Here is a 26,984-nt window from a genome sequence, read left to right as displayed (position 1 = left end):
AAGGCGCAAAGGTGACGCTGACCAGCGTTCAAGGAATCCAATGCAGGAAGTTGCGGTACAGGGCAAGCCCGTGCTCGGCACTTTTCTCGGGATGGAACTGCGTGGCGAAAATGTTATCCCGAGCCAGCGCGCAGGTAAAGCGAACGCCGTAATCGGTTTCACCGGCGCTGTCGGCCGGATCGGCCGGTTGCGCATAGAAGCTGTGGACGAAGTAGTAGTACGAGCCGTCCGGCACGCCCGCCCAGATCGGGTGCACGCGCGGCCGGGCCCGCTGCCAGACCTGGTTCCAGCCCATCTGCGGCACCTTGAAGCGGCTGCCGTCGGGCTGCAGCTGCCCGGCGAGCTGGAAACGCCGCACCGCGCCGGGGATCAGCCCGAGCCCGTCGGTCGGGCCCTCTTCGCTGCTGGACAGCAGCATCTGCATGCCAACGCACACGCCCATCAGCGGTTTGTTGGCGGCGGCGTGCAGCACGGCTTCCTGCAGGCCCGATTCGCGCAGCTCGCGCATGCAGTCCGGCATCGCACCCTGGCCGGGCAGCACGACGCGCTCGGCGGCGTAGACCTCGTCGGGCTTCGACGTGACGATTACGTCGACCCCTTCGCCGCGCGCCACGTGCAGCACCGCCTGCGACACCGAGCGCAGGTTGCCCATGCCGTAGTCGACGACCGCGACGGTGCGTGCCATTTACAGCGATCCCTTGGTCGACGGGATCACGCCCGCCGCGCGCGGGTCGATCTCCAGCGCCATCCGCAGCGCCCGCGCGAAGGCCTTGAAGATCGTCTCGCACTGGTGGTGCGCGTTCTCGCCATGCAGGTTGTCGATGTGCAGCGTGACGCCGGCGTGGTTCGAGAAGCCCTGGAAGAACTCGTAGACCAGCTGGGTGTCGAGCGCGCCGATCATGCCGCTCTTGAAGTCGACGCGCATGTGCAGCCCCGGGCGGCCGGAGAAGTCGATCACGACGCGCGACAGCGCTTCGTCGAGCGGCACGTAGGCATGGCCGTAGCGCCGCAGGCCCTTCTTGTCGCCCACCGCCTTCGCCATCGCCTGGCCGAGCGTGATGCCGACGTCTTCCACCGTGTGGTGGCCGTCGATGTGCAGGTCGCCCTTGGCGTCGATGTCGAGGTCGATCAGCCCGTGGCGGGCGATCTGGTCGAGCATGTGGTCGAAGAAGCCGATGCCGGTGTGGAAGCTCGCGGCACCGGTGCCGTCGAGGTTCAGCGCGACACGGATCTGCGTCTCGTTGGTGTTGCGGACCACCTCCGCCTTGCGTTCCACGGTGCTCATCAGAGGCTTTCCTTCAGGGCTTGCAGCATCTTCACGTTCTCGTCGGGCGTGCCCACCGTCAGGCGCAGGCAGTTGGCCAGCAGCGGGTGCAGCCCGGCGACGTTCTTCACCAGCACGCCGCGCGCCTTCATGCCGGCGAACGCGGCGGCCGAATCGGCCACGCGCGCGAGGATCATGTTGGCCTCGCTCGGAAACGGCTGCACGCCGGGCAGCTCGCGCAGCGCGGCCAGCAGCCGGTCGCGCTCGCTGCGGATGATCGCGGCCTGGCGCGCGTACTCGTCGACATGCTCCAGCGCGAACAGCGCCGCCTCGCAGTTCAGCACGCTGATGTTGAACGGCGGGCGCAGCTTGTCGACCTCGGCGACCAGCGGCTTGCGCCCGATCAGGTAGCCGATGCGCACGCCGGCCAGCCCGAACTTGCTCATCGTGCGCATCAGCAGCACGTGCTCGTGGCGCTTCAGGCGCGCCATCGAATCGCGCGCGGCGAACGGCTGGTAGGCCTCGTCGATCACCACCAGGCCGGGCGCGGCCTCGATGATCGCGTCGATCGCCGCGTCGTCCCACAGGTTCGCGGTCGGGTTGTTCGGGTAGGCGAGGTACACCAGCGCCGGCCGGTGCTCGCGCACCGCGGACAGCATGGCCGGCAGGTCGAGCTCGAAGTCGGCCGTGGTCGGCACGCCGATGAACGGCAGGCCCTGCAGCTTGGCCGACATCGCGTACATCACGAAGCCCGGCAGCGGCGCCAGCACGCTGTTGCCCGGCACGTCGCAGGCCAGCGCCAGCAGCGAGATCAGCTCGTCGGAGCCGTTGCCCAGCATGATGTCGCAGTCGTCCGGCATGCCGGCGTGTTCTGCGAGCTTCGCGCGCAGCAGGTCGCCCCGCTCGGCCGGGTAGCGGTTCAGCGCGACGTCGGCCAGGCGCTTGCCCAGGGCCTCGCGCAGCGCGGGCGGCAGCGGAAACGGGTTCTCCATCGTGTCGAGCTTGACCAGCCCCGCCGACGGCTGCACCGCGTAGCCGTGCATCGACTGGATGTCCTGGCGGATCACCCGTTTCATGCGTTGTTCCAGCGCGGCGCTCATGCCTTGTTCCCTTTCAGTCGAAGTTCGGCGGCCCGGGCATGCGCCTGCAGGCCTTCGCCATACGCCAGCTCGGCCGCGATCGGCCCCAGCACCTGCGCGCCGGCCTCGCTGACCTCGATCAGGCTGGAGCGCTTCTGGAAGTCGTAGACGCCCAGCGGCGACGAGAAGCGCGCGGTGCCCGAGGTCGGCAGCACGTGGTTCGGACCGGCGCAGTAGTCGCCCAGGCTCTCGCTGGTGAACGCGCCGAGGAAGATCGCACCGGCATGGCGCAGCAGCGGCTCCCAGCGCGCCGGCTCGGCCGAGCTGACCTCCAGGTGCTCCGGCGCGATGCGGTTGCTGATCTCGCAGGCCTCTTCCATGCTGCGGGTGTGGATCAGCGCGCCGCGGCCTTCGAGCGATGCGCGGATCACGTCGCGGCGCGGCAGGTCGGGCAGCAGCCGATCGATGGCCTCGGCGACGCGCGCGATGTAGGCCGCATCGGGGCACAGCAGGATGCTTTGCGCGAGTTCGTCGTGCTCGGCCTGGCTGAAGAGGTCCATCGCGACCCAGTCGGGCGGCGTGCTGCCGTCGGCCAGCACCAGGATCTCGCTCGGCCCGGCGATCATGTCGATGCCGACCTTGCCGAACACGCGGCGCTTCGCGCTCGCAACGTAGGCATTGCCGGGGCCGGTGATCTTGTCGACCGCCGGCACGCTGGCCGTGCCGTAGGCCAGCGCGGCGACGGCCTGCGCGCCGCCCAGCGTGAACGCGCGGTCGACGCCGGCGATCGCCGCCGCGGCCAGCACCATCGCGTTGCGCTCGCCCTTCGGGGTCGGCACCACCATCACGATCTCGCCGACACCGGCCACCTTCGCGGGCACCGCGTTCATCAGCACGCTCGACGGGTAGGCCGCCTTGCCGCCCGGCACATAGATGCCGACGCGGTCGAGCGGCGTGACCTTCTGGCCGAGCAGCGTGCCGTCCTGGTCGCGGTAGCTCCACGAGCGGCCGCAGGCCTCGAGCTGGCGCTGGTGGTAGCTGCGCACGCGCTGCGCGGCCGCTTCGAGCGCCGTGCGCTGTGCCGGCGTGATCGCCTGCAGTGCGGCCTGCAACTCGTCGCGTGTGATCTCGAGCGACGCGACCGACGCGGCCGCCAGCCCGTCGAAGCGCTGCGTGTACTCCAGCACCGCGGCATCGCCACGCACCTGCACGTCGGCCAGGATCGCGGCGACGCGCTCCTCGATCGCATGATCCGTCTCCGCCGACCAATGCAGCACCCGCTGGAAATCGGCCTCGAAGCCGGGGGCGGTGGTGGCGAGCTGGCGGATCTTCACGCTCATGGTCGGGACTCTATGGCAGTGGAAAAGGCATCGATGATGCGGCGCAGCGGCTCGCGCTTGAGCTTCAGCGCCGCCTGGTTGACGACCAGGCGCGACGAGATCTGCATGATCTCCTCGACCTCGACCAGGTGGTTGGCCTTCAGCGTGCTGCCGGTCGACACCAGGTCGACGATCGCATCGGCCAGGCCGGTCAGCGGTGCGAGCTCCATCGAGCCGTACAGCTTGATCAGGTCGACGTGCACGCCCTTCACCGCGAAGTGGTCGCGCGCCACGCCGACGTACTTGGTCGCGACGCGGATGCGCGAGCCCTGCTTCACGGCCGCGGCGTAGTCGAAATCGGCGCGCACCGCGACGCTCATGCGGCACTTCGCGATGCGCAGGTCGAGCGGCTGGTACAGGCCCTGGCCGCCGTGCTCCAGCAGGATGTCCTTGCCAGCCACGCCGAGGTCGGCGCCGCCGTACTGCACGTAGGTGGGCACGTCGGTCGCGCGCACCAGCACCACGCGCACCTCGGGCTGGTTGGTGCCCAGGATCAGCTTGCGCGACTTCTCCGGGTCTTCGGTCACCTCGATGCCGGCCGCCTTCAGCAGCGGCAGCGTCTCGTCGAAGATCCGGCCTTTCGACAGTGCAAGGGTCAGCATCACTTGACTCTTTCGATGTCGGCGCCGATGCCGCGCAGCTTGGCTTCCATCTGGTCGTAGCCGCGGTCCAGGTGGTAGATGCGGTCGACCACCGTCTCGCCGTCGGCCACCAGGCCGGCGATCACCAGGCTGGCCGAGGCGCGCAGGTCGGTCGCCATCACGGTCGCGCCCGACAGGCGCTCGACGCCGTTCATCACCGCGGTGTGGCCGTCGACCTCGATCTTCGCGCCCAGCCGCACCAGCTCGTTGACGTGCATGAAGCGGTTCTCGAAGATCGTCTCGGTGACCTTGGCCGAGCCTTCGGCGATGCAGTTCAGCGCCATGAACTGCGCCTGCATGTCGGTCGGGAAGGCCGGGTACTCGCTGGTGCGGAAGCCCACCGCGCGCGGGCGCTTCGTGTTCTTCACGCGGATCCAGTCGTCGCCCGATTCGATCGTGACGCCGGCCTCGCGCAGCTTGTCGATCACCGCATCGAGGTGGTCGGCGCGCGCGCGCCGCAGCACCACGTCGCCGCCGGTGGCGGCCACCGCGCACAGGAAGGTGCCGGTCTCGATGCGGTCGGGAACGATCCGGTGTTGCACACCACCCAGCCGCTCGACGCCCTGGATGCGGATCCTGCTGCCGCCGTGGCCTTCGATCTTCGCGCCCATCGCGATCAGCATCTCGGCCAGGTCGCGGATCTCGGGTTCCTGGGCGGCGTTCTCCAGCACCGTCTCGCCGTCGGCCAGCGTCGCGGCCATCAGCAGGTTCTCGGTGCCGGTCACGGTGACCATGTCGGTCGTGATGCGGGCGCCCTTCAGGCGCGTGGTCTTGGCAATGATGTAGCCGTGCTCGACGACGATGTCGGCGCCCATCGCCTGCAGGCCCTTGATGTGCTGGTCGACCGGGCGCGAGCCGATCGCGCAGCCGCCGGGCAGCGAGACGGTGGCTTCGCCGAAGCGCGCCAGCAGCGGGCCCAGCACCAGGATCGACGCCCGCATCGTCTTGACCAGGTCGTACGGGGCTTCGGGCGAGGTGACGGCGGCAGCGTTCAGCGCGACGGTGTCGGGGGCCGATTCGCTGCGCTCGGCGCTGACGCCCATGTTGCGCAGCAGCTTCAGCGTGGTGCTGACGTCCTGCAGGCGCGGCACGTTGGTCAGCGTGACCGGATCGGCCGTCAGCAGCGCGGCGCACAGCTCCGGCAGCGCGGCGTTCTTGGCGCCGGAGATCGTGACGTCGCCGTTCAGCTGGCGGCCACCGCGGATGAGGAGTTTGTCCATGGCGTGGGAATCGCCCAGGCCCGACACGGCTGAATGACCTGCACCCGCAGGCCCGCCAGCCGCAGCGGACACTGCGGCTGGGTTCAGTGGTGGTGGTGGGCCGAGGCGGGCTCGGCAGCGTGGGCCCACTCGGCGGGCGTGAGGGTCTTCATCGACAGCGCGTGGATTTGCTCGCGCATTCTATCGCCCAGGGCCTGGTAGACGCGCTGGTGGCGCTTGACCCGGCTGGCACCTTCGAACTCCGCCGAAACGATGGTGGCGAAGAAATGGCGGCCATCGCCCTCGACCTGCAAGTGCTCGCAGGCGAGCCCTTGCGCGATGTAGCGCTGGACGTCGTCGGGGGTGGGGTCGGCCATAAGGACGGCGATTATCACCCAGCCGGAAAGCCCGGAGGATCAGTGCCGGATCTTGTAGCCGATGCGCAAGAGGTGCAGGCACAGCGCGCAGACGAGCGCCAGGCTGCCCGCCACCACCGCCAGGCTGGTCCACGGCGAGACGTCGCTGACGCCGAAGAAGCCGCGCCGGAAGCCGTCGATCATGTAGAAGAACGGATTCAGGTGGCTCACCGCCAGCCACACCGGTGGCAGCGAATGCACCGAGTAGAAGACGCCCGACAGGAAGGTCATCGGCATCACGATGAAGTTCTGGAAGGCGGCGATCTGGTCGAACTTCTCGGCCCACAACCCGGCCACCAGCCCGAGCGCGCCCATCAGCGCCGCCCCGGCGATCGCGAACACCAGGATCCACAGTGGCTGCGCGACCGACAGCGGTGCGAACCACGCGGTGACCAGCAGCACGCCCAGCCCGACCACCAGCCCGCGCACGATGGCCGCGCCGACGTAGGCCAGGAACCAGGCCCAGTGGCTGAGCGGCGTGACCAGCAGGAACACCAGGTTGCCGGTGATCTTGCTCTGGATCAGCGACGAGCTGCTGTTGGCGAATGCGTTCTGCAGCACGCTCATCATCACCAGCCCGGGGATCAGGAACGCGGTGTAGCTGACGGTGCCGTAGACCTTGACGTGGTCTTCCAGCGCATGGCCGAAGATCAGCAGGTACAGCACGGCCGTCAGCACCGGCGCGGCCACCGTCTGGAAGCTGACCTTCCAGAAGCGCAGCACCTCTTTGTAGAGCAGCGTGCGCGTGCCCGACAGCAATCCTGGCGTGGCGCTCATGCCTTCACCTCGGGCCCGTTCATGATGTCGAGGAACACGTCCTCCAGGTCGGCGCGGCCGATCTCCAGGTCTTCCGGCTGGCAGCCAGCGGCGCGCAGCACGCCCAGTACCGTCTCGACCTCGTGCGCGTCATGCGCCTTGATCTGCACGATGCGACCGGTCACGCGCGACTGCGCGGCGAGCGAGGCCGGCAGCGGCGCATCCATCTTGAAGCGCAGCATCGTGCTCGCGGTGCCGGCCAGCAGTGCCGAGGTGCGGTCGAGGGCCACCACCCGGCCCTGCTTCAGCATCGCGATGCGGTTGCACAGCGCCTCGGCCTCTTCGAGGTAGTGGGTGGTCAGCAGCACCGTGTGGCCTTCCTTGTTGAGGCGCGCGATGAAGTGCCACAGCGTCTGGCGCAGCTCGACGTCGACGCCGGCGGTCGGCTCGTCGAGCACGATCACCGGCGGGCGGTGCACCAGCGCCTGCGCGACCAGCACGCGGCGCTTCATGCCGCCGGACAGCTGGCGCATGTTGGCGTTGGCCTTGTCGGCCAGGCCGAGGTGGTGCAGCAGCTCGTCGATCCAGGCGTCGTTGCCGCGCACGCCGAAGTAGCCGCTCTGGATCACCAGCGCCTCGCGCACCGTGAAGAACGGGTCGAAGACCAGTTCCTGCGGCACGATGCCCAGGCTGCGGCGCGCGGCGGCATAGTCGGTGACGACATCGTGGCCATGCACCAGCACGCGCCCGCTGGTGGCCTGCGACAGGCCGGCGAGGATGCTGATCAGCGTGGTCTTGCCGGCGCCGTTGGGCCCGAGCAGCCCGAAGAACTCGCCGGGCTCGATGTCCATGCTGACTTCGGACAACGCGCGCACCTCGTTGTGCGCGCTTCCGCTCTTGGAGCGATAGGTCTTGCTGACCTGCTGGAACGAGATGGCTGCCATGTTCTTCCGGGAAGAGGCGGCGATTGTAGGCAGCACACCGTCTTCTTGCTGGCGCGGGCAAATACCGGCCGGACGGCGCGGGACTTGATGCTAGATTGCCCGCGCAAGGGACATGCCCCGCGCTCCACGCCAGAACGACAACGACGATGGCCACCGCCTCGAAAGACCCGAAGCCACCGCGCCGCACCGCCGAGCGCATCCTCGAGGTGGCCCTCGACCTGTTCAACCGCTTCGGCGAGCCGAACGTCTCGACCACGCTGATCTCGGCCGAGCTGAAGATCAGCCCGGGGAATCTGTACTACCACTACCCGGCCAAGGACGAGCTGATCAACACGCTGTTCGGCCGCTACGAGCAATCGCTCGCCGAGCTGCTGCGCGCGGCCGACGACGTGCGCCATGTCGAGGACGCCTGGCTGTTCTTCCACATGCTGTTCGAGCTGATCTGGCGGTACCGCTTCCTGTACCGCGACCTGAACGACCTGCTGTCGAAGAACCGCCGGCTGGAGACGCAGTTCCAGAAGATCCTCGACGAGAAATCGCGTGCGGTGCGCGCGGTGCTGGACGGCCTGGTGCGCGGCGGCGCCATCCCCACGGCCGCCAAGGCCGACAAACCCGGCAAGTCCGCCCTCGACAGCCGAGAGACCGAACCGGTCGCGACCGCGATGGTGGTGGTGCTGACCTACTGGCTGAGCTACGAGTACGTGCGCGACCCGCGCCGCGCGCTCGAACCCGAGAGTGCCGGCGCCGCGCTGCTGCGCGGCGCCTTCCACGTGCTGAGTTTGCTGACGCCCTACCTCGATGCCGCTGCGCGCGAGCACCTGCTCGCGCTGGTCGGCAACTACCAGACTGCGCTGCCGAAGCGCTGACCCCAGGAGACAACCATGGCCAAGTGGACCGCTTTCCCGTACGACGCCGCCGACTACAGCTTCGACGCCGCGAGCCTGAAGAAGAAGTGGGCGCGGTTGCATGCCGGCGATGCCGAGCCGCTGCCGAAGGACGACAAGGTGCTGGCCGCGTGGGCGCTGTTCCATGCCGGCGAGTTCCAGAAGGCGACCGAGGCCGGGTTGAAGGCGGGCGGTGCCGGCATCACGGTGGCCAACAAGGCGCAGGCCATCTACGCGAACTACCTGGAGAAGAACGAGAAGACGAAGCTCGCGCTGTTCCAGGAGGTCGCCGAGCGCGCCGAGGCACAGGCCGCCGAGGACCCGAAGAACGCCAACGCCTGGTACCTGTCGGCCTATGCGCTCGGCCGCTACAGCCAGGGCATCAGCGTCGCGAAGGCGTTGACGCAGGGGCTGGGCAGCAAGGTCAAGGGCGCGCTCGAGACGGCGATCAAGCTGCAGCCGAAGCATGCCGATGCGCACATCGGCCTCGGCACCTTCCACGCCGAGGTGATCGACAAGGTCGGCTCGCTGCTCGGCCGCACGCAGGGAGCGAGCAAGGAGGCCGGCCTCGCGGCCTTCAAGACCGCGCTGAAGCTGAACCCCGACTCGGCGATCGCGATGGTGGAGTACGCGAACGGGCTGGTGATGCTCGAAGGCGACAAGAAGATGAAGGAGGCCGAGCAGCTGTATGCCGATGCGGCCGCGTTCAATCCGGCGGATGCGATGGAGCGACTGGACGTGGAGATGGCGAAGGCAGAGCTGGAGGAGTGAGTCGGCTCCGTCGCACTCAGACGTAACGCATCACCCCGGCGAACGCGCCGCTTGCGGCCGAACTGGTGCATGCCAACGCACGAATGGCTTGCGAAGCATCGTAGTCATCGAAGTTGCCGACCAGATGGCCGGCAACGTTCTGTGCCAGCTTGGGGAGGTTCAGGGGAACACATGGCGACACCATGCGGGCGACGGCCGCTGCCATCGCGTCCTGCCTTCTGGCCGGCAGCAACTCGTAGAACCTGTAGTCGAGGCCATTGCCCAATCCCGAATGCAGCCCCCGCCACGACAAGCTGAACAGGCCGGGATGCGCTTCGACCACGTCATCGACGGCGCTCACCACATCGGGATCGCAGGTCCCTTCTTCCGGATCTTGCATCGCGGGTGCCACGCGCAGATCGAGCGCGGACAGCTGGAGCGGTGATGCCGCGGTCGCAAAGTCCTTCAACAGCGCAAGGGCCTCCATCAGTGCCTCGACCGATGGCAGGGTCAACTCCATCTTCTTGATCGACGAGAACATCGCCGGACACCGAGGCAAGGCGCGCAGAACGGCCAGGGCCTCGCGCCGACAGCAAAGCTTCGGCAAGCTGCTGACGCGACGCTCCAAAGCGATCCATACCAGGTTCTCTGAAGCGCCCACCTCAGCGCACCAGTGAAGAAGCTGATCGAGTTGCAGGCTGCCGGCACCACCATCGGCGGGCGGCAAGGCGTCATCCGAACGAAAGGGCTCGAAAGGCGCCGTCGAGGCAGTTGCCGCCTCGCAGCTGCTCAGTTCCTCAAGCCGTTGTCGGCGACTGAAATCGTCCTGTCGCTGCCTTGCGCTTTGCACATGCGTGCGGTCGATCAATCGTCTCAAATTGATGCCGAGGTCGAAGCGGTGAGAAGGGAGCGGTCTGGGAAGCATGAGGATGCGGTGGCAACGAAGACCGAACTGAGTCGCAACTTTCGGCCACTCGTTCCAAGTAAGTTGATTCCCCGGATCTCTGTCAGGCCTGCAGACGCTCGCGCAGCCCCGCCAGGTCCAGCACCCGCAAGCCACCGTACTCGATGCGGATCAAGCCTTCGGCCTGCAGCGCATGCAGCGCCTCGTTGACCCGCTGCCGCGACAACCCGACCAGGTAGCCGAGCTCCTGCTGCGTGATCCGCAGCAGCGTGCCGACCCCCGGGTACAGCACCGGATGAAAGAGCGACGCCAGGCTGCGCGCGACCCGCGCATCCGGGTCGTTCAACCGATCGATCTCGCGCGCCCCGATGAACTGCCCGAGCCGCTCGTTCAGCTGCTGCATCACGAAGCGGTTGAACGGGATGCTGCGGTCGATCAGCCAGTGGAAGGTCTCGACCGTGATGCCGGCCACCACGCTCTTGCGCAGCGCCTGGATGTTGTAGCGGTAGACCTCGCGCTTCAGCACCGTGCCTTCGCCGAACCAGCCGCCCGGCGGCACGCCGGTGAAGGTGATCGGCATGCCGAGTGCCGAGTCGTTGCTCATCTTCAGCAGCCCGTCGACCACGCCGAACCAGAAGGTCGCCGGCTTGCCGACGCGGCACAGCAGCTCGCCGGCCTCCACCTGCACCACCTTCAGGTCGTCGACCGCGCGCTCGCGTTCATCGGCCTGCAGCGACTGCAGCCACGGGATGTCGTGCAGCTCGTCGGCGCTGGCCTGGCGCGCACGCACCCGCAGCGGCGGCTGCCCCGCCTTCTGCACCACCGGTGGAATCGCTGCATCCATCGACACGGCCCTCGCCATCCTGGGCACGGATTGTCGGCAGGTCCACGGTGGATCGTCAAACCGATCCGGCCGCAACGCCCCGGCGCGCAGAATGCGCCGATCCCTTCCGCCGAAGACGCTTCATGCCCGGTTGCCAGCTCGATCACCTCACCATCACCGCGCCGACGCTGGCGCAGGGCGCCGCCTTCGTGCGCGATGCGCTCGGCGTCGAGCCCCAGCCCGGCGGCGAACACCCGCGCATGGGCACGCACAACCTGCTGCTGCGCCTGGGCGAGGGCCTGTTCCTCGAAGTCATCGCGGTGAACCCCGGCGCCGCCGCACCGACCTGGCCGCGCTGGTTCGCGCTGGACACGCTGCGGCCGGACGCCCCGCCGCGCCTGTCCAACTGGGTCGCACGCACCGACGACATCGAGCGCAGCGCCGCGGCCGCGTCCGAAGCGCTCGGCCGCATCGAGACGATCACGCGCGACGCGTTGCAATGGCTGATCACGATCCCGGCCGACGGCAGCCTGCCGCTGGACGGCATCGCACCGGCGCTGATCGAGTGGCAGACCCCGCCGCATCCCGCGTCGCGCCTGCAGGATCGGGGGTGCACGCTGCAGGGTTTCGAGGCCTTCCATCCGGAGCCCGGGCGCGTGACGGCCTTGCTCGCGACGCTCGGCTTGGCGCAAGCCGTTCGCGTGTCGCCGCTGCCCGCCGGTGCCGCACCCCGCCTCGTCGCGCAGATCCTGACCCCGACCGGCCCGCGCACGATCGGCGCGTAGCGCGGGTAAGACCGAAGGGGGAAGTCCCGAAGATTGTCGTCAGAACGACAACACGGCGTCAAACTTGTTCGTACAGTCACCGCAAACAGCAGGACAACCAGGAGACACGCGGTGCTGACGACGTTTCCCCGTCTGATGCTCGACCATGCCGCGCAACGACCGGACGCCCCGGCGCTGCGCGAAAAGGAGTTCGGCATCTGGCAGACGCTGAGCTGGGCCCAGCTCGCCGCGCTGGTGCGCGAACTCGCCGACGGCCTCGCGCAGGCCGGCCTGCAGCGCGGCCAGCACCTGATCATCATCGGCGAGAACCGGCCCCGGCTGCACGCGACGATGCTCGCCGCGCAATGCCTCGGCGCGATCCCGGTGCCGCTGTACCAGGATGCCGTCGCCACCGAGTTCGTGTTCCCGATCGTCAGTGCCGGCGTCGCGTTCGCGGTGGTCGAGGACCAGGAGCAGGTCGACAAGCTGCTCGAGATCCGCTCGCAGTGCCCGGCCCCTGCCCTCTCGCACATCTGGTTCGACGACCCGCGTGGGCTGCGCCACTACGACGAACCCGGCCTGGCCCCGCTCGATGCGCTGATCGCCGGCGGCCGGGTCTTCCATGCGGCGCACCCGACGCACGTCGACACCGAGCTGCAGCGCAACCGGCCCGAGGACGTGGCCGCGATGTTCTTCACCTCCGGCACCACCGGCCATCCGAAGGGCGTGGTGCACACGCATGCGAGCCTGCTCGACCGGGCGCGCGCCGGCGCCCGCTTCGACAAGCTCACCCATCGCGAAGAGGTGCTGGCCTACCTGCCGCCCGCATGGGTCGGCCAGAACGGGTTCTCGTACGCGCAGTGGCTCGCCTGCGGCTACGTCGTCAACTGCCCGGAGTCGCCCGCCACCGTCGGCATCGACCTGAAGGAGGTCGGGCCGACCTACTACTTCGCGCCGCCGCGCATCTTCGAGGCGCTGCTCACCAGCGTGATGATCCGCATGGAAGACGCGAGCGCGCCCAAGCGCTGGCTGTTCCGGCACTGCATGGCGCTCGCGCGGCGGATCGGCCCGGCGCGCATGGACGGCAAGCCGCTCGCGCTGGCCGACCGCCTCGCCTGGGCGCTCGGCAACCTGCTGATCTACGGCCCGTTGCGCAATACGCTGGGCCTGTCGCGCGTGCGCGTGGCCTACACCGCGGGCGAGGCGATCGGGCCGGACCTGTTCAGCTTCTACCGCTCGATCGGCGTCAACCTGAAGCAGCTCTACGGCTCGACCGAGACCGCGGTGTTCGTCTGCCTGCAGCCCGACCACCAGGCGCGCGCCGACACGGTGGGCGTGCCGATCGACGGCGTCGAGCTGAAGGTCGGCGACGACGGCGAGGTGCTGGTGCGCTCGCCCGGGCTGTTCCAGTGCTATTTCCAGAATGCAGCCGCCACCGCCGAGGTGCTGTCCGCCGACAGCTGGTACCGCACCGGCGACGCCGGCTTCCTCGACGCGCACGGCCACCTGAAGATCATCGACCGCGCGAAGGACGTCGGCCGGCTGGTTGGCGGCGCAAACGACGGCGCGATGCTCGCGCCCAAGTACGTCGAGAACAAGCTGAAGTTCTTTCCGTACATCAAGGAGGCGGTAGCCTTCGGCGACCGGCGCGAGAAGGTCTGCGCCTTCGTCAACATCGACATGGAGGCGGTCGGCCACTGGGCCGAGCGCCGCAACCTGCCGTACGCCGGCTACACCGACCTGGCGCAGAAGCCCGAGGTGGTCGAGCTGGTGCGCGACTGCGTCGAGCAGGTCAACGCCGACCTGGCCGCCGACGAGAAGCTCGCCGGCAGCCAGATCGCGCGCTTCCTGGTGCTGCACAAGGAGCTCGACGCCGACGACGGCGAGCTGACGCGAACGCGCAAGGTGCGGCGCGGCTTCATCGGCGAGCGCTACCAGGTGCTGGTCGACGCGCTGTACGGCGGGCTGGCTTCGCAGTACATCGAGACCGCGGTGAAGTTCGAGGACGGCCGCAGCGGCATGGTCTCGGCCGAGCTGCGCATCGCCGACGCGAAGACCTTCGCGGCGGTCCGGAGCGCCGCATGAGCCGGGCGGTGGGCGACGTGATCCTCGACGTGAAGAACATCAGCCTGTCGTTCGGTGGCGTGAAGGCGCTGACCGACATCAGCTTCGACCTGCGCGAGCACGAGATCCGCGCCATCATCGGCCCGAACGGCGCCGGCAAGAGCTCGATGCTGAACTGCATCAACGGCGTCTACCAGCCGCAGCAGGGCTCGATCGCGCTGCGCGGGCGCACCTTCCGCCACATGAATTCGCGCCAGGTGGCCGAGATGGGCGTCGCGCGCACCTTCCAGAACCTGGCGTTGTTCAAGGGCATGAGCGTGCTCGACAACATCATGACCGGCCGCAACCTGCGCATGAAGAGCAACCTGCTGCTGCAGGCGCTGCGCCTCGGGCCGGCCGAGCGCGAGGAGATCGAGCACCGGCGCGTGGTCGAACGCATCATCGACTTCCTCGAGATCCAGCCGTACCGCAAGACGCCGGTCGGCAAGATGCCCTACGGGCTGCAGAAGCGCGTCGACCTCGGCCGCGCGCTCGCGATGGAGCCGCAGGTGCTGCTGCTCGACGAACCGATGGCCGGCATGAACGTCGAGGAGAAGCAGGACATGAGCCGTTTCATCCTCGACGTGAACGACGAGTTCGGCACGACCATCGTGCTGATCGAGCACGACATGGGGGTGGTGATGGACATCAGCGACCGCGTCGTGGTGCTCGACTACGGCAAGAAGATCGGCGACGGCACGCCGGCGGAGGTGCGCGGCGACCCCGACGTGATCCGCGCCTACCTGGGGGTTCAACACTGATGGGCTTTTTCCTCGAGACCCTCTTCGGCGGCCTGATGGCTGGCATGCTGTATGCGCTGATCGCGCTCGGCTTCGTGCTGATCTACAAGGCCTCGGGCGTGTTCAATTTCGCGCAGGGCGCGATGGTGCTGTTCGCGGCGCTCGCGATGGCGCGCTTCTCCGAATGGTTCCCGCAGTGGTTCCACTTCGAGAGCAAGCTGCTGGCCAACCTGCTGGGCTTCGTCACCGCGGCGGCGCTGATGGTGGTGGTCGCGTGGCTGATCGAGCGGCTGTGCCTGTCGCGGCTGGTCAACCAGGACGGCATCACGCTGCTGATGGCCACGCTGGGCATCGCGTACTTCCTCGACGGGCTGGGCCAGACGCTGTTCGGCAACGACATCTACAAGATCGACGTCGGCATGCCGAAGGAACCGCTGCTGGTGCTGCAGGGCAGCTTCGACGGTGGCGTGCTGATCAGCCAGGAGGACCTGGTGGCCGCGCTGGTCGCGGCGACGCTGGTCGCGCTGCTGGCGCTGTTCTTCCAGAAGACGGCCACCGGGCGTGCGCTGCGCGCGGTGGCCGACGACCACCAGGCGGCGCAGTCGATCGGCATCCCGCTCGACCGCATCTGGGTGATCGTGTGGTCGGTGGCCGGCGTCGTCGCGCTGGTGGCCGGCATCATCTGGGGCAGCAAGCTCGGCGTGCAGTTCTCGCTGTCGCTGGTGGCGCTGAAGGCGCTGCCGGTGGTGATCCTCGGCGGGCTGACGTCGATCCCCGGCGCGATCCTCGGCGGGCTGATCATCGGCGTCGGCGAGAAGCTGTCGGAGATCTACCTCGGGCCGATGCTCGGCGGCGGGATCGAGATCTGGTTCGCGTATGTGCTGGCGCTGCTGTTCCTCCTCGTCAGGCCCCAGGGCCTGTTCGGCGAGAAGATCATCGACCGCGTATGACATCCCCCTCCGGCCACCCTACCCCGTTCGGGCTGAGCTTGTCGAAGCCGGCCCGCAGAACTCCGTTCGGGCCGAGCCTGTCGAAGCCGGCCCGCAGAGCTCCGTTCGGGCTGAGCCTGTCGAAGCCGGCGCATGGCGCTTCGACAGGCTCAGCGCGAGCGGCTGGTGTTCGCAGCACTTCGACAAGCTCAGTGCGAACGGTTCATTGAGTCATTGAGGCCTCCCATGCTGTACAGAGAAAACGGCCAGTTCAAGACCAGCTACCGCGCCGACCAGCAGATCTTCCCGGTGCTGCAGGACCGCATCGCGATCCTCGCGCTGCTGGCCGTCGCGTTCGTCGTGCTGCCGCTCACCGCCCCCGAGTACCTGTTCCGCGCGATCCTGATCCCATTCCTGATCCTGTCGCTGGCCGCCCTCGGCCTGAACATCCTCGTCGGCTACTGCGGGCAGATCTCGCTCGGCACCGGTGCGTTCATGGCGGTCGGCGCCTACGCGGCCTACAACTTCCAGGTGCGCGTCCCGGGCATGCCGCTCGTCGCGTCGCTGCTGCTCGGCGGCGTGTGCGCCACCGGCGTCGGCGTGCTGTTCGGCATCCCGTCGCTGCGCATCAAGGGGCTGTACCTCGCGGTCGCGACGCTCGCCGCGCAGTTCTTCACCGACTGGGCCTTCCTGCGCATCAGCTGGTTCACCAACCACTCGTCGTCCGGCTCGGTCAGCGTGTCGGGCCTGAACGTCGCCGGGCTGCCGATCGAATCGCCGGTGTCGAAGTACCTGCTGTGCCTCGCCTTCGTCAGCGTGTTCGCGCTGCTCGCGAAGAACCTGGTGCGCGCGAGCATCGGTCGCGAATGGATGGCGATGCGCGACATGGACGTCGCCGCCGCGGTGATCGGCATCCGCCCGATGTACGCCAAGCTCACCGCGTTCGCGGTCAGCTCGTTCATCGTCGGCGTGGCCGGCGCGCTGTGGGGCTTCATCCACCTCGGGGCGTGGGAACCGGCCGCGTTCAACATCGACCGCTCGTTCCAGCTGCTGTTCATGGTGATCATCGGCGGGCTCGGCTCGATCAGCGGCAGCTTCATCGGCGCGGCCTTCATCATCCTGCTGCCGCTGCTGCTGAACCAGGTGCCGCGCTGGTTCGACATGCCGCTGTCGACCGCGCACGCGTCGCACCTCGAATCGATGATCTTCGGCGCGCTGATCGTGTTCTTCCTGATCGTCGAACCGCACGGGCTCGCACGGCTGTGGTCGACCGCGCGCGAGAAGCTGCGGCTGTGGCCGTTCCCTCACTGACGCTGCATTCAACAACACCACCATCAACGGAGACAGACATGGAGTTCAAGTCGTTCGCACGGGTTGCCGCGATCGCCGCGGTGGGTTGGGCCGGCCTGCTCGCCACGCCGGCGGCGCTCGCCCAGGCCAAGGAGCAGTTCTTCCCGCTGCTCGTCTACCGCACCGGCGCCTACGCGCCCAACGGCACGCCGTGGGCCAACGGCAAGCAGGACTACCTGAAGATGATCAACGCCCGCGACGGCGGCATCAACGGCGTCAAGCTGAGCTACGAGGAATGCGAGACCGGCTACGCGACCGACCGCGGTGTCGAATGCTACGAGCGCCTGAAGGGCCGTCCCGGCGTGACGCTGTTCGACCCGCAGGCCACCGGCATCACCTTCGCGCTGACCGACAAGGTGCCGGCCGACAAGATCCCGCTGATCACGCTCGGCTACGGGCTGGCGGCCTCGCAGGATGGCGGCGTGTTCAAGTGGAATTTCCCGCTGATGGGCTCGTACTGGACGGCCGCCGACATCCTGATCCAGCACATCGGCAAGAAGGAAGGCGGGCTCGACAAGCTGAAGGGCAAGAAGATCGCGCTCGTGTACCACGACTCGCCGTTCGGCAAGGAGCCGATGCCGCTGCTGGAGGAGCGCGCGAAGACGCACGGCTTCGAACTGGTGAAGATCCCGGTGACCGCGCCCGGCGTCGAGCAGAAGTCGGCCTGGCTGCAGGTGCGCCAGCAGCGGCCCGACTACGTGCTGCTGTGGGGCTGGGGCGTGATGAACTCGACCGCGCTGAAGGAGGCGATCGCCACCGGCTACCCGCGCGAGAAGATGTACGGCGTCTGGTGGGCCGGCGCCGAGCCGGACGTGAAGGACGTCGGCGACGCGGCCAAGGGCTACAACGCGCTCGCGCTGAACACCTCGGGCCAGCAGCCGAAGGTGATCCAGGACATCCTGAAGTACGTGCACGACAAGGGCCAGGGCGCCGGCCCGAAGGACGAGGTCGGCTCGGTGCTGTACACCCGCGGGCTGATCATCCAGATGCTCGGCGTCGAGGCGGTGCGGCGCGCGCAGGAGCGCTACGGCAAGGGCAAGGTGATGACCGGCGAGCAGGTGCGCTGGGGGCTGGAGAACCTGGCGCTCGACCAGAAGAAGCTCGATGCGCTCGGCTTCGCCGGCGTGATGCGGCCGGTCAGCACCTCCTGCCTGGACCACATGGGCACCAGCTGGACGCGGGTGCACACCTGGGACGGCAACAAGTGGAACTTCAGCTCCGACTGGTACCAGGCCGACGAGCAGATCCTGAAGCCGATGGTGAAGGCGGCGGCGGACAAGTACGCGGGCGACAAGAAGCTGACCCGCCGTACGCCGGAAGACTGCCAGAGCTGATGCCGGAAGCGACGCCATGAACGCGCCGGTCTTGCTCAACGTCAACGGGATCGAGGTGATCTACCACCACGTGATCCTGGTGCTGAAGGGTGTCTCGCTGCAGGTGCCCGAAGGCGGCATCGTCGCGCTGCTGGGCGGCAACGGCGCCGGCAAGACGACGACGCTGCGCGCCGTCAGCAACCTGCTGGCGGGCGAGCGCGGCGCGGTCACCAAGGGCAGCATCGAGCTGCGCGGCGACCGCATCGAGGCGCTGTCCACCGCCGAGATGGTGAACCGCGGCGTGGTGCAGGTGATGGAAGGCCGGCACTGCTTCGCGCACCTGACGATCGAGGAGAACCTGATGACCGGCGCGTACACGCGGCGCGACGGCAAGGCCGCGGTCGCGCAGACGCTGGAGAAGGTCTACGGCTACTTCCCGCGGCTGAAGACGCGGCGCGGCTCGCAGGCCGCCTACACCTCGGGCGGCGAACAGCAGATGTGCGCGATCGGCCGCGCGCTGATGGCGAACCCGAAGATGGTGCTGCTCGACGAGCCGTCGATGGGCCTCGCGCCGCAGATCGTCGAGGAGGTGTTCGAGATCGTGAAGGACCTGAACCAGCGCGAGCGCGTGACCTTCCTGCTGGCCGAGCAGAACACCGCGATGGCGCTGCGCTATGCCGACCACGGCTACATCCTCGAGAACGGCCGCGTCGTGATGGACGGCGCAGCCAAGGCGCTGGCCGAGAACGAGGACGTGAAGGAGTTCTACCTCGGCACCGGCGGCGCGAAGGACGACGTGGCGCGCAAGAGCTTCCGCGACGTGAAAAGCTACAAGCGCCGCAAGCGTTGGCTCAGCTGAAGGGAGAGACGAGCATGTCCGACGATTTCTTTGCGCTGCCCGCCTTCAAGCCCGACGAGGCGCTCGTCACGCTGAAGCGCCAGCTGCGCGAGCTGAAGCCGCTGGCCGAGCGCGGTGCGGCGTTCGACTGGAAAGGCAAGCAGGTGCTCCAGCTCGCGAGCGATGCCGCGGCGATCACCGTGCGCATCGCCCGGCGGCCGGCCACGACGCCGGAATGGGACACGCAGGTGCTGAAGAGCGGCGCCGACGTGCGCAAGCTGGTCGACGAGGTGCGCAAGCGCCTGGCCCGCTGGGCGGATGACGAGTGATGGGTGCCTTCTTCGACGCATTGGAAACCCGCGAGCCGGCCGAGCGCGAGCGCGCGCTGTTCGGCGCGCTGCCCGCGCTGCTGGCCCATGCGCAAGCCCATGCGCCGGCGTTCGCGGCGCTGCCGAGCGGCCTGCAGGCCGACCGCGTGACCGATCGCGCGGCGCTCGCGGCGCTGCCGGTCACGCGCAAGAGCGAGCTGCTGGCGCGCCAGCAGGCGCAGCGCAGCGAAGCGGTCGCCGACGATGTCTTCGGCGGCTTCTCGACCATCGGCTGGCGTGGCCTGCGCCGCCCGAACGGCGCGCGCCGGGTGTTCCAGTCGCCCGGGCCGATCTATGAACCCGAGGGCGAGGCCACCGACTACTGGCGCGCGGCGCGCGCGCTGCATGCCGCCGGCTTTCGCGCCGGCGACCTGGTGCACAACAGCTTCAGCTACCACCTGACGCCGGCCGGCTCGATGATGGAAGGCGGCGCGCTCGCGATCGGCTGCACCGTGTTCCCCGGCGGCGTCGGCAACACCGAGCTGCAGCTGCAGGCGATGCGCGAGCTGCGGCCGCACGGCTATGTCGGCACGCCGAGCTTCCTGAAGATCCTGGTCGACAAGGCGGTCGAGGCAGGCGCTTCGCTCGGCTCGGTGCAGCGCGCACTCGTCAGCGGCGAGGCCTTTCCGCCGTCGCTGCGCGACTGGCTGCGCGGCCACGGCATCGAGGGCTACCAGTGCTACGCGACAGCGGACCTGGGCCTGATCGCGTACGAGACCGAGGCCCGCGAGGGGCTGGTGCTCGACGAAGGCGTGATCGTCGAGATCGTGCGGCCCGGCACCGGCGACCCGGTGCCCGAGGGCGAGGTCGGCGAGCTGGTGGTCACGACGCTGAACCCGGACTACCCGCTGGTGCGCTTCGGCACCGGCGACTTGTCGGCGGTGCTACCCGGCATGTGCCCGACCGGGCGCACCAACACCCGCATCAAGGGCTGGATGGGCCGCGCCGACCAGACGGCCAAGGTGCGCGGCATGTTCGTGCACCCGTCGCAGGTGGCCGAGGTGGTGAAGCGCTTTCCGGAGATCGTGCGGGCGCGGCTGGTGGTCAGCGGCGAGATGGCGAGCGACCGGATGACACTGCGGGTGGAGGTAGCGCAGGCTGCCGAAGGCCTCGTCACACGCGTCGCCGACGCGATCCGCGACGTGACCAAGCTGCGCGGCGAGGTGGAACTGTGCGCACCGGGCAGCCTGCCGAACGACGGGCGCGTCATCGAGGACGCGCGCAAATACGACTGACGATCAGGTATCCGCCTTGACGTGCCCGTCTTTCACCACCTTCGCCCACTTCGCGATCTCGGTGTGGATGAACGCGGTGAACTTCTCCGACGACCCGCCGCCGTCTTCGGCACCGTAGCTGTCGAGCCGCTCCTGCACGTCGGGCATCGCCATCACCTTGTTGGCGTCCTCGTTGATCTTCTGCGCGAGGCCCTTCGGCAGCTTGCCCGGCCCGACCAGGCCATACCAGGTGGTGGCCTCGAAATCAGGGAAGCCCTGCTCGGCCATCGTCGGCACGGTCGGATGGCCCTTCGCGCGCTTGGTGCGCGTCTGCGCGATCGCGATCACCTTGCCGCCCTTCACGTGCGGCGTGGCCGCCGTCATCGTCTCGAAGCAGTAGTTGATCTGCCCGCCGATCAGGTCGGTGATCGCCGGCGCACTGCCCTTGTACGGGATGTGCAGCGCATTCACCTTGGCCGCCAGCTTGAACATCTCCAGCGCCAGGTGCTGCGCCGAGCCCGAGCCGGCGGAGCCGAAGCTGACCTCGCCCGGCTTGGCCTTGCACAGCGCGACGATGTCCTTCACCGTGACGGCCGGCTGCATCGTGCCGGCGATCAGCAGGTTCGGCGTGACGCCGACCAGCATGATCGGCACGAAGTCGCGTTCGACGTTGTAGTTCAGCTTCGGCTGCAGGCTCGGCGCGAGCGCATGGCTGTTGATGTGCGCCATCAGCAGCGTGCTGCCGTCGCTCGGCTGCTGCGCCACGTAGTCGGCCGCCAACACGCCGGCGACGCCGGCCTTGTTCTCGATGATCACCTGCTGGCCCCACATCACGCCCAGCTTCTGGCCCAGCACGCGGGCCAGCGCGTCGGTACCGCCACCGGGCGGGAAGCCGACGATGATGCGGATCGGGCCCGAGGGCAGTCCCTGCGCGAACAGGCGCGGTGTCCCGAGGCTGGCGACCGTGCCGGCCGCGGCCTGCAATAGGGAACGACGTTGCATGGTGATCTCTCCTGAATGTCTTGAACGGCGAACATGAGAGGAGCCTGCGAACGCCGTCGCCTCGACCCCACGGAGAACGGGCCCGCTGAGCGACGGGCCGGAAACCTTGCGGTCAGCGGCTCAAGCCGCCGCCTTCAACACGGGGGTCTGCGGATGCGCCGAGAAGTAATCCATCGCCGCCTGCACGCCGCTGCCGGCCGTCACGATGCCCGACAGCTTCAGCCCCATCTCGACGCCCGACAGTGCCGCCATCAGCGTCAGGTCGTTGCAGTCGCCGAGGTGGCCGATGCGGAACATGCGGCCCTTGACCCGGCCGAGGCCGGTGCCGAGCGACAGGTCGAAACGCTGGTGGATCAGCTTGCGCAGCGCATCGGCGTCGACGCCTTCCGGCGTGATCACGCCGGTCAGCACCGGTGAGTACACCGCCGGGTCGGCGCACTGGATCGGCAGGCCCCAGGCCCGCACCGCGCTGCGCACCGCCTCGCCCCAGCGCTGGTGGCGGGCGAACACGCTGTCGAGCCCCTGGTCGAGCAGCATGTCGAGCGCTTCGTTCAGGCCGTACAGCAGGTTGGTGTTCGGCGTGTAGGGCCAGTAGCCCGTCTTGTTGATCTCGATGATTTCGTCCCAGGCCCAGAAGGCCTTCGGCAGCGTGGCCTTCCTGCTGGCTTCGATCGCCTTCGGCGAGACCGCGTTGAAGCTGATGCCCGGCGGCAGCATCAGGCCCTTCTGCGAGCCGCTGACGGTGACGTCGACGCCCCAGTCGTCATGCCGGTAGTCGGCACTGGCCAGCCCCGAAATCGTGTCGACCAGCAACAGCGCGGGGTGCTTCGCGGCATCGATCGCGCGGCGCACCGCGGCGATGTCGGAGGTGACGCCGGTCGAGGTCTCGTTGTGCACCACGCAGACGGCCTTGATCTGGTGGCCGGCGTCGGCGCGCAGGCGCTGCTCGATCAGGTCGGCCTGCACGCCGTGGCGCCAGCTGTTCGGCAGGCCGGTCAGCGCATCGATGCCGGGCAGCGCGAGGAACTCGGGCTTCAGGCCGAGGCGCAGCGCCATCTTCTGCCACAGGCTCGCGAAGTGGCCGGTCTCGTACATCAGCACCGCGTCGCCCGGGCTCAGCACGTTGGCCAGCGCCGCCTCCCAGGCCCCGGTGCCGGACGCCGGGTAGATCACCACCGGATGCCGCGTGCGGAACACCTGCTGGATGCCGGACAGCACCTTCAGCCCCAGCACGCCGAACTCCGGCCCGCGGTGGTCGATGGTCGGCAGGCTCATGGCCCGCAGGATGCGATCCGGCACCGGGCTGGGCCCGGGGATCTGCAGGAAATGACGGCCGCTGGGATGCTGGTCTAGCGCGATCATGACGACTCCTGACGAGGTCCGAATGCGCTTGAGTTTTGCATACAAAATTCTTTTGTCAATGGTTGTCACCCGTGATGGCATCCGTATGATGACCATCGACCTGCACAAAAAATGAATACAAATTAGAAAGTCCACGATGGCCGACATCATTTCGATCCCTCGCCAGGTGCTGCACCAACAGGTGTGCACGCGGCTGCGCCAGCTGATCGTCGAGAACCACATCCCGCCGGGCAGCAAGCTCAACGAGCGCGCGCTGTGCGAGGAGCTGAAGGTGTCGCGCACCCCGCTGCGCGAGGCGATCAAGATGCTGGCCGCCGAAGGGCTGGTGGAGCTGCTGCCGAACCGCGGCGCGGTCGCGATGGAGCTGTCGGCCCAGGACGTCGCCGACACCTTCGAGGTGATCGCGGGGCTCGAGGGCCTGTCGGGCGAGTTGGCGGCGCAGCGCATCACCGAAGCCGAGCTGGCCGAGATCCGCGCGCTGCACTTCGAGATGCTCGCGGCCTACACGCGGCGCGACCTGCCCACCTACTACAGCATCAACGCGGTGATCCACCAGCACATCAATGCCGCGGCACGCAACCCGGTGCTGACGCAGACCTATGCCACCGTGAACGCCCGGCTGCAGGCGCTGCGCTTCCGCTCCAACTGCGACGAGGCCAAGTGGGCGCGCGCGATGGGCGAGCACGAACGCATGATCGAGCTGCTGGCGGCCCGCGATGGCGACGGCCTGCGCCAGCTGCTGGTGCAGCACCTGCTGAACAAGCGCGACGTGGTGCTCGAGCTGATGAAGCACGGCCAACTCGATTCGTCACCGAAGGTGTCCGCATGAATGCATTGGTGGAAGCCGGCGTGGCCCGCGAGGCCGGGCGCTCGCTGCGCGACTTCGGCTCTCCCGAAGCTGCGGAGCTGGCGAAGCGGCTCTCTGCCCACACGCAGGGCGAAACGCTGTTCGACATCGCCTCGCGCGGCCGCTACGCGACCGATGCATCGATCTACCAGATCGTGCCGGTCGGCGTGTTCGTGCCGCGCAGCGCGCAGGACATCGCGACCGCGATCGACATCGCGCGCGACCTGAAGACCCCGCTGCTGCCGCGCGGCGGCGGCACCTCGCAGTGCGGCCAGACCACCGGCGCTGCCCTCGTCATCGACACCAGCAAGCACTACCGCCAGGTGATCGCATTCGACCGCGACGCGATGACGGTGCAGGTCGAGCCGGGCATCGTGCTCGACCACCTGAACGCCTTCCTGAAGCCGCATGGGCTGTGGTACCCGGTCGACGTGTCGACCAGTGCGCAGGCCACGCTGGGCGGCATGGCGGGCAACAACTCCTGCGGCTCGCGCAGCATCGCCTACGGCAACATGGTGCACAACGTGCTCGCCGCCGAGGCCTGGCTGAGCGACGGCAGCAACCTGCGCTTCGGGCGCGTCGACCAGCTGGGCGCGAAGGAAACGGCGATCGCCGAATTCGTGCGCGGCCTCGCGAGCGCCGAGCGCGGCGAGATCGACCAACGCTGGCCGAAGGTGATGCGCCGCGTCGGCGGCTACAACCTCGACATCTTCCATCCGCAGAGCGAGCGGCCGTACACCGCCGACGGCAGCGTCAACCTCGCGCACCTGCTGGTCGGCGCCGAAGGCACGCTCGCGTTCACGCGCAGCCTGACGCTGAAGCTCGCGCCGCTGCCGCGCCACAAGGTGCTCGGTGTCGTCAACTACCCGAGCTTCCATGCCGCGATGGACTCGGCGCAGCACATCGTGAAGCTCGGCCCGAGCGCGGTCGAGCTGGTGGACCGCACGATGATCGAGCTGTCGCGCGCGAACCCGGCGTTCCGCCCGACCATCGATGCGGCGCTGGTCGGCGAGCCGCAGGCGATTCTGCTGGTGGAATTCAGCGGCGACGACAAGGCGGTGCTGCTGGCGCAACTGCAACAGCTCGTCGAGCTGATGGGAGACCAGCTGAAGCTGCCCGGCAGCGTGGTCGAGATGCGCGACGAGGCGCCGCAGAAAGCCCTGTGGGAAGTCCGCAAGGCGGGCCTCAACATCATGATGAGCCTGAAGGGCGACGGCAAGCCGGTCAGCTTCATCGAGGACTGCGCGGTGCCGCTCGCGCACCTGGCCGAGTACACCGATGCGCTGACCGAGGTGTTCCGCCGGCACGGCAGCAAGGGCACCTGGTATGCGCACGCCTCGGTCGGCACGCTGCACGTGCGGCCGATCCTCGACATGCGCCAGGGGGGCACGGGCGGCGGCGCGCACAAGATGCGCTCGATCGCCGACGAGGCGAGCGCGCTGGTGCGCAAGTTCAAGGGCGCCTACAGCGGCGAGCACGGCGACGGTCTGTGCCGCGGCGAATGGATCGAGTGGCAGTTCGGGCCGCGCATCAACGAGGCCTTCCGCGCGATCAAGCAGCACCTCGATCCGCTGAACCTGATGAACCCGGGCAAGATCATCGACCCGCCGAAGATGGACGATGCGAGCCTCTTCCGCTATGCGCCGGGCTACCGGACGATCGCGCTGAAGCCGGTCTTCGACTGGTCGGCCTGGAACGTGCAGAACGACCCGGTGACCGAGACCACGACCGCGCCCGGCAGCGGTGGCGATGCGGCCGGCGGCTTCGCGAAGGCCGTCGAGATGTGCAACAACAACGGCCACTGCCGCAAGTTCGACGCCGGCACGATGTGCCCGAGCTACCGCGTCACGCGCGACGAGCAGCACCTGACGCGCGGCCGCGCGAACACGCTGCGGCTCGCGCTGTCGAACCAGCTCGGCGAGCAGGGCTTCACCAGCGATGCGGTGCGCGACGCGATGGACCTGTGCGTCGGCTGCAAGGGCTGCAAACGCGACTGCCCGACCGGCATCGACATGGCGAAGATGAAGCTCGAATTCACCGCGCATGACAAAGCCCGCCACGGCCACACGCTGAAGGACCGGCTGGTCGCCCACCTGCCGGCGTATGCGCGGCTGGCGAGCGCCGCGCCGTGGCTGTTCAACCTGCGCGAGACGCTGCCCGGCGCGAAGGGGCTGGCCGAGCGCTGGCTCGGGCTGTCGGCGAAGCGCAGCCTGCCGCGCTTTCGCCGCGACACCTTCCGGCGCGCGGCGCCGCACATCGGCCTCGCGACGCGGGCCGAAGTGCTGAAGGCCGACAAGCCGGTCGTGCTGTTCGTCGACACCTTCAACGGCAGCTTCGAGAGCGAGAACGCGACCGCCGCGGTGCGCGTGCTGCAGGCGGCGGGCTATGCGGTGCACGCCGCGAGCCGCCCGGGTGCGGCGCTGTGCTGCGGCCGCACCTACCTGGCGGCCGGCATGCCGGAGCAGGCGAAGGCGAATGCGCGCGAGCTGCTGAAGGCGCTGCTGCCGTTCGCGCAGCAGGGCATCGCGGTCGTCGGGCTGGAGCCGTCGTGCCTGCTGACGATGCGCGACGAGATGCTGGTGATGGGCCTGGGCGACGACGCGAAGGTTCTGGCCGACCAGGCGCTGCTGCTCGAGGAGTTCCTCGCGCGTGAAGCGAAGGCGGGCCGCTTCGCGCCGCGCTTCAGGCCGGCGGCGCAGGCCATGCGGGTGCATGGCCATTGCCACCAGAAGGCGTTCGGCGCGATCCAGCCGGTGCTGGACGTGCTGAAGCTGATTCCCGGCGCGCAGCCGACGCTGATCGAGAGCTCGTGCTGCGGCATGGCCGGCAGCTTCGGGTACGAGGCGAGCCACCACGAGGTGTCGATGCAGATGGCCGAGCTGAGCCTGCTGCCGGCGGTGCGCGAGGCGCCCGACGCGATCATCGTCGCGGACGGCACCAGCTGCAGGCACCAGATCGCCGACGGCGCGCAGCGCGAGGCCCTGCACGTCGCCCGGGTGCTGGCCGATCATCTTGCTTGAGCTGGCCACCTTCACGCGACCAATGGCCTTGCGAGGCCTCCGGGTTACGTAGTTTCCGCCATGCCGGTGCCTCGGAGCTTCCTTAAGCTCGGGTC

Annotated in this window: 26 protein-coding genes; 13 read left to right on the top strand and 13 right to left on the bottom strand. The window is 68.5% G+C overall.

The window, feature by feature from the left end; translation table 11 throughout:
• Positions 1–28 precede the first annotated feature (28 nt).
• The 9 genes from hisH to ASC98_RS04045 all read right to left on the bottom strand — a co-directional run bounded on the left by hisH (position 29) and on the right by ASC98_RS04045 (position 7,678).
• Positions 29–685, bottom strand: a complete 657-nt coding sequence (gene hisH, locus ASC98_RS04085; RefSeq protein ID WP_056809736.1) for an imidazole glycerol phosphate synthase subunit HisH — start codon at positions 683–685, stop codon at positions 29–31.
• A complete protein-coding gene (hisB, locus tag ASC98_RS04080; RefSeq protein WP_056809733.1) occupies positions 686–1,285 on the bottom strand; it encodes an imidazoleglycerol-phosphate dehydratase HisB in 600 nt (199 codons plus the stop codon).
• On the bottom strand, positions 1,285–2,364 hold the full coding sequence (hisC, locus tag ASC98_RS04075) for a histidinol-phosphate transaminase (RefSeq protein ID WP_056819668.1): 1,080 nt from the start codon (positions 2,362–2,364) through the stop codon (positions 1,285–1,287). Before hisC ends, hisB begins: the two co-directional genes overlap by 1 nt.
• Positions 2,361–3,683 carry a histidinol dehydrogenase gene (gene hisD / locus ASC98_RS04070; protein WP_056809729.1) on the bottom strand — a complete coding sequence of 441 codons (1,323 nt, stop codon included), beginning with the start codon at positions 3,681–3,683 and terminating at the stop codon, positions 2,361–2,363. The genes hisC and hisD overlap by 4 nt, the downstream gene beginning before the upstream one ends.
• Positions 3,680–4,324: an ATP phosphoribosyltransferase gene (gene hisG / locus ASC98_RS04065; RefSeq protein WP_056809727.1), complete on the bottom strand. Its 645-nt coding sequence runs from the start codon at positions 4,322–4,324 to the stop codon at positions 3,680–3,682. The genes hisD and hisG overlap by 4 nt, the downstream gene beginning before the upstream one ends.
• Positions 4,324–5,583 (bottom strand): UDP-N-acetylglucosamine 1-carboxyvinyltransferase, encoded by a 1,260-nt coding sequence (gene murA, locus ASC98_RS04060; protein ID WP_056809725.1) that lies wholly within the window; start codon positions 5,581–5,583, stop codon positions 4,324–4,326. Before murA ends, hisG begins: the two co-directional genes overlap by 1 nt.
• Before the next feature lie 83 nt (positions 5,584–5,666).
• Positions 5,667–5,939 carry a BolA family protein gene (locus ASC98_RS04055; RefSeq protein WP_056809723.1) on the bottom strand — a complete coding sequence of 91 codons (273 nt, stop codon included), beginning with the start codon at positions 5,937–5,939 and terminating at the stop codon, positions 5,667–5,669.
• Positions 5,940–5,978: 39 nt separating this feature from the next.
• Positions 5,979–6,755 (bottom strand): ABC transporter permease, encoded by a 777-nt coding sequence (locus ASC98_RS04050; protein ID WP_056809721.1) that lies wholly within the window; start codon positions 6,753–6,755, stop codon positions 5,979–5,981.
• Positions 6,752–7,678, bottom strand: coding sequence for an ABC transporter ATP-binding protein (locus ASC98_RS04045; RefSeq protein ID WP_056809720.1), 927 nt, complete (start codon positions 7,676–7,678; stop codon positions 6,752–6,754). The genes ASC98_RS04050 and ASC98_RS04045 overlap by 4 nt, the downstream gene beginning before the upstream one ends.
• Before the next feature lie 146 nt (positions 7,679–7,824).
• Between ASC98_RS04045 and ASC98_RS04040 the strand changes: the two genes are divergently transcribed.
• Both ASC98_RS04040 and ASC98_RS04035 read left to right on the top strand, forming a co-directional pair.
• The gene (locus ASC98_RS04040; RefSeq protein WP_056809717.1) at positions 7,825–8,544 is read left to right on the top strand and encodes a TetR/AcrR family transcriptional regulator; all 720 of its coding nucleotides are present in this window, start codon (positions 7,825–7,827) and stop codon (positions 8,542–8,544) included.
• 15 nt (positions 8,545–8,559) lie between these two features.
• Entirely contained in the window at positions 8,560–9,333 is a 774-nt protein-coding gene (locus ASC98_RS04035) for a hypothetical protein (protein ID WP_056809715.1), read from the top strand.
• Between the two features lie 16 nt (positions 9,334–9,349).
• On the opposite strand, the gene ASC98_RS30060 is transcribed toward ASC98_RS04035, so the two are convergent.
• Positions 9,350–10,237, bottom strand: a complete 888-nt coding sequence (locus tag ASC98_RS30060) for a hypothetical protein (RefSeq protein ID WP_157598153.1) — start codon at positions 10,235–10,237, stop codon at positions 9,350–9,352.
• Positions 10,238–10,319: 82 nt separating this feature from the next.
• Positions 10,320–11,060 carry a Crp/Fnr family transcriptional regulator gene (locus ASC98_RS04025; RefSeq protein ID WP_056809777.1) on the bottom strand — a complete coding sequence of 247 codons (741 nt, stop codon included), beginning with the start codon at positions 11,058–11,060 and terminating at the stop codon, positions 10,320–10,322.
• Positions 11,061–11,182: 122 nt separating this feature from the next.
• Here ASC98_RS04025 and ASC98_RS04020 point away from each other — a divergent pair, with 122 nt between their 5' ends.
• From ASC98_RS04020 to ASC98_RS03980, 9 genes are all read left to right on the top strand, one after another.
• Positions 11,183–11,824 (top strand): VOC family protein, encoded by a 642-nt coding sequence (locus ASC98_RS04020; RefSeq protein ID WP_056809711.1) that lies wholly within the window; start codon positions 11,183–11,185, stop codon positions 11,822–11,824.
• Positions 11,825–11,935: 111 nt separating this feature from the next.
• A complete protein-coding gene (locus ASC98_RS04015) occupies positions 11,936–13,888 on the top strand; it encodes a long-chain fatty acid--CoA ligase (protein ID WP_056809709.1) in 1,953 nt (650 codons plus the stop codon).
• Entirely contained in the window at positions 13,885–14,667 is a 783-nt protein-coding gene (locus tag ASC98_RS04010; protein ID WP_056809708.1) for an ABC transporter ATP-binding protein, read from the top strand. Before ASC98_RS04015 ends, ASC98_RS04010 begins: the two co-directional genes overlap by 4 nt.
• Positions 14,667–15,596, top strand: a complete 930-nt coding sequence (locus ASC98_RS04005; protein ID WP_056809706.1) for a branched-chain amino acid ABC transporter permease — start codon at positions 14,667–14,669, stop codon at positions 15,594–15,596. The genes ASC98_RS04010 and ASC98_RS04005 overlap by 1 nt, the downstream gene beginning before the upstream one ends.
• A gap of 225 nt (positions 15,597–15,821) precedes the next feature.
• Positions 15,822–16,886, top strand: a complete 1,065-nt coding sequence (locus tag ASC98_RS04000) for a branched-chain amino acid ABC transporter permease (RefSeq protein ID WP_056819665.1) — start codon at positions 15,822–15,824, stop codon at positions 16,884–16,886.
• A 38-nt stretch (positions 16,887–16,924) separates the two neighbouring features.
• Positions 16,925–18,259, top strand: a complete 1,335-nt coding sequence (locus ASC98_RS03995; protein WP_056809702.1) for an ABC transporter substrate-binding protein — start codon at positions 16,925–16,927, stop codon at positions 18,257–18,259.
• Positions 18,260–18,275: 16 nt separating this feature from the next.
• A complete protein-coding gene (locus ASC98_RS03990; RefSeq protein WP_056809701.1) occupies positions 18,276–19,097 on the top strand; it encodes an ABC transporter ATP-binding protein in 822 nt (273 codons plus the stop codon).
• A gap of 14 nt (positions 19,098–19,111) precedes the next feature.
• A complete protein-coding gene (locus tag ASC98_RS03985) occupies positions 19,112–19,405 on the top strand; it encodes a hypothetical protein (RefSeq protein ID WP_056809699.1) in 294 nt (97 codons plus the stop codon).
• Positions 19,405–20,679, top strand: coding sequence for a phenylacetate--CoA ligase family protein (locus ASC98_RS03980; protein ID WP_056809696.1), 1,275 nt, complete (start codon positions 19,405–19,407; stop codon positions 20,677–20,679). The genes ASC98_RS03985 and ASC98_RS03980 overlap by 1 nt, the downstream gene beginning before the upstream one ends.
• A gap of 3 nt (positions 20,680–20,682) precedes the next feature.
• Here ASC98_RS03980 and ASC98_RS03975 read toward each other — a convergent pair whose 3' ends face one another.
• On the bottom strand, positions 20,683–21,660 hold the full coding sequence (locus ASC98_RS03975; protein ID WP_056809694.1) for a tripartite tricarboxylate transporter substrate binding protein: 978 nt from the start codon (positions 21,658–21,660) through the stop codon (positions 20,683–20,685).
• Positions 21,661–21,780: 120 nt separating this feature from the next.
• Positions 21,781–23,022: an alanine--glyoxylate aminotransferase family protein gene (locus ASC98_RS03970; protein WP_056809692.1), complete on the bottom strand. Its 1,242-nt coding sequence runs from the start codon at positions 23,020–23,022 to the stop codon at positions 21,781–21,783.
• Between the two features lie 136 nt (positions 23,023–23,158).
• On the opposite strand from ASC98_RS03970, the gene ASC98_RS03965 reads away from it, so the two are divergent.
• Entirely contained in the window at positions 23,159–23,851 is a 693-nt protein-coding gene (locus ASC98_RS03965; protein WP_056809691.1) for a GntR family transcriptional regulator, read from the top strand.
• Entirely contained in the window at positions 23,848–26,889 is a 3,042-nt protein-coding gene (locus ASC98_RS03960; protein ID WP_082542181.1) for an FAD-binding and (Fe-S)-binding domain-containing protein, read from the top strand. The genes ASC98_RS03965 and ASC98_RS03960 overlap by 4 nt, the downstream gene beginning before the upstream one ends.
• Positions 26,890–26,984 lie beyond the last annotated feature (95 nt).

The organism is Rhizobacter sp. Root1238, from assembly GCF_001425825.1.
Lineage (GTDB): Bacteria > Pseudomonadota > Gammaproteobacteria > Burkholderiales > Burkholderiaceae_C > Rhizobacter.
The sequence above is the reverse complement of the archived record's forward strand: the minus strand, read 5'-3'. Positions and strand labels throughout refer to the sequence as shown.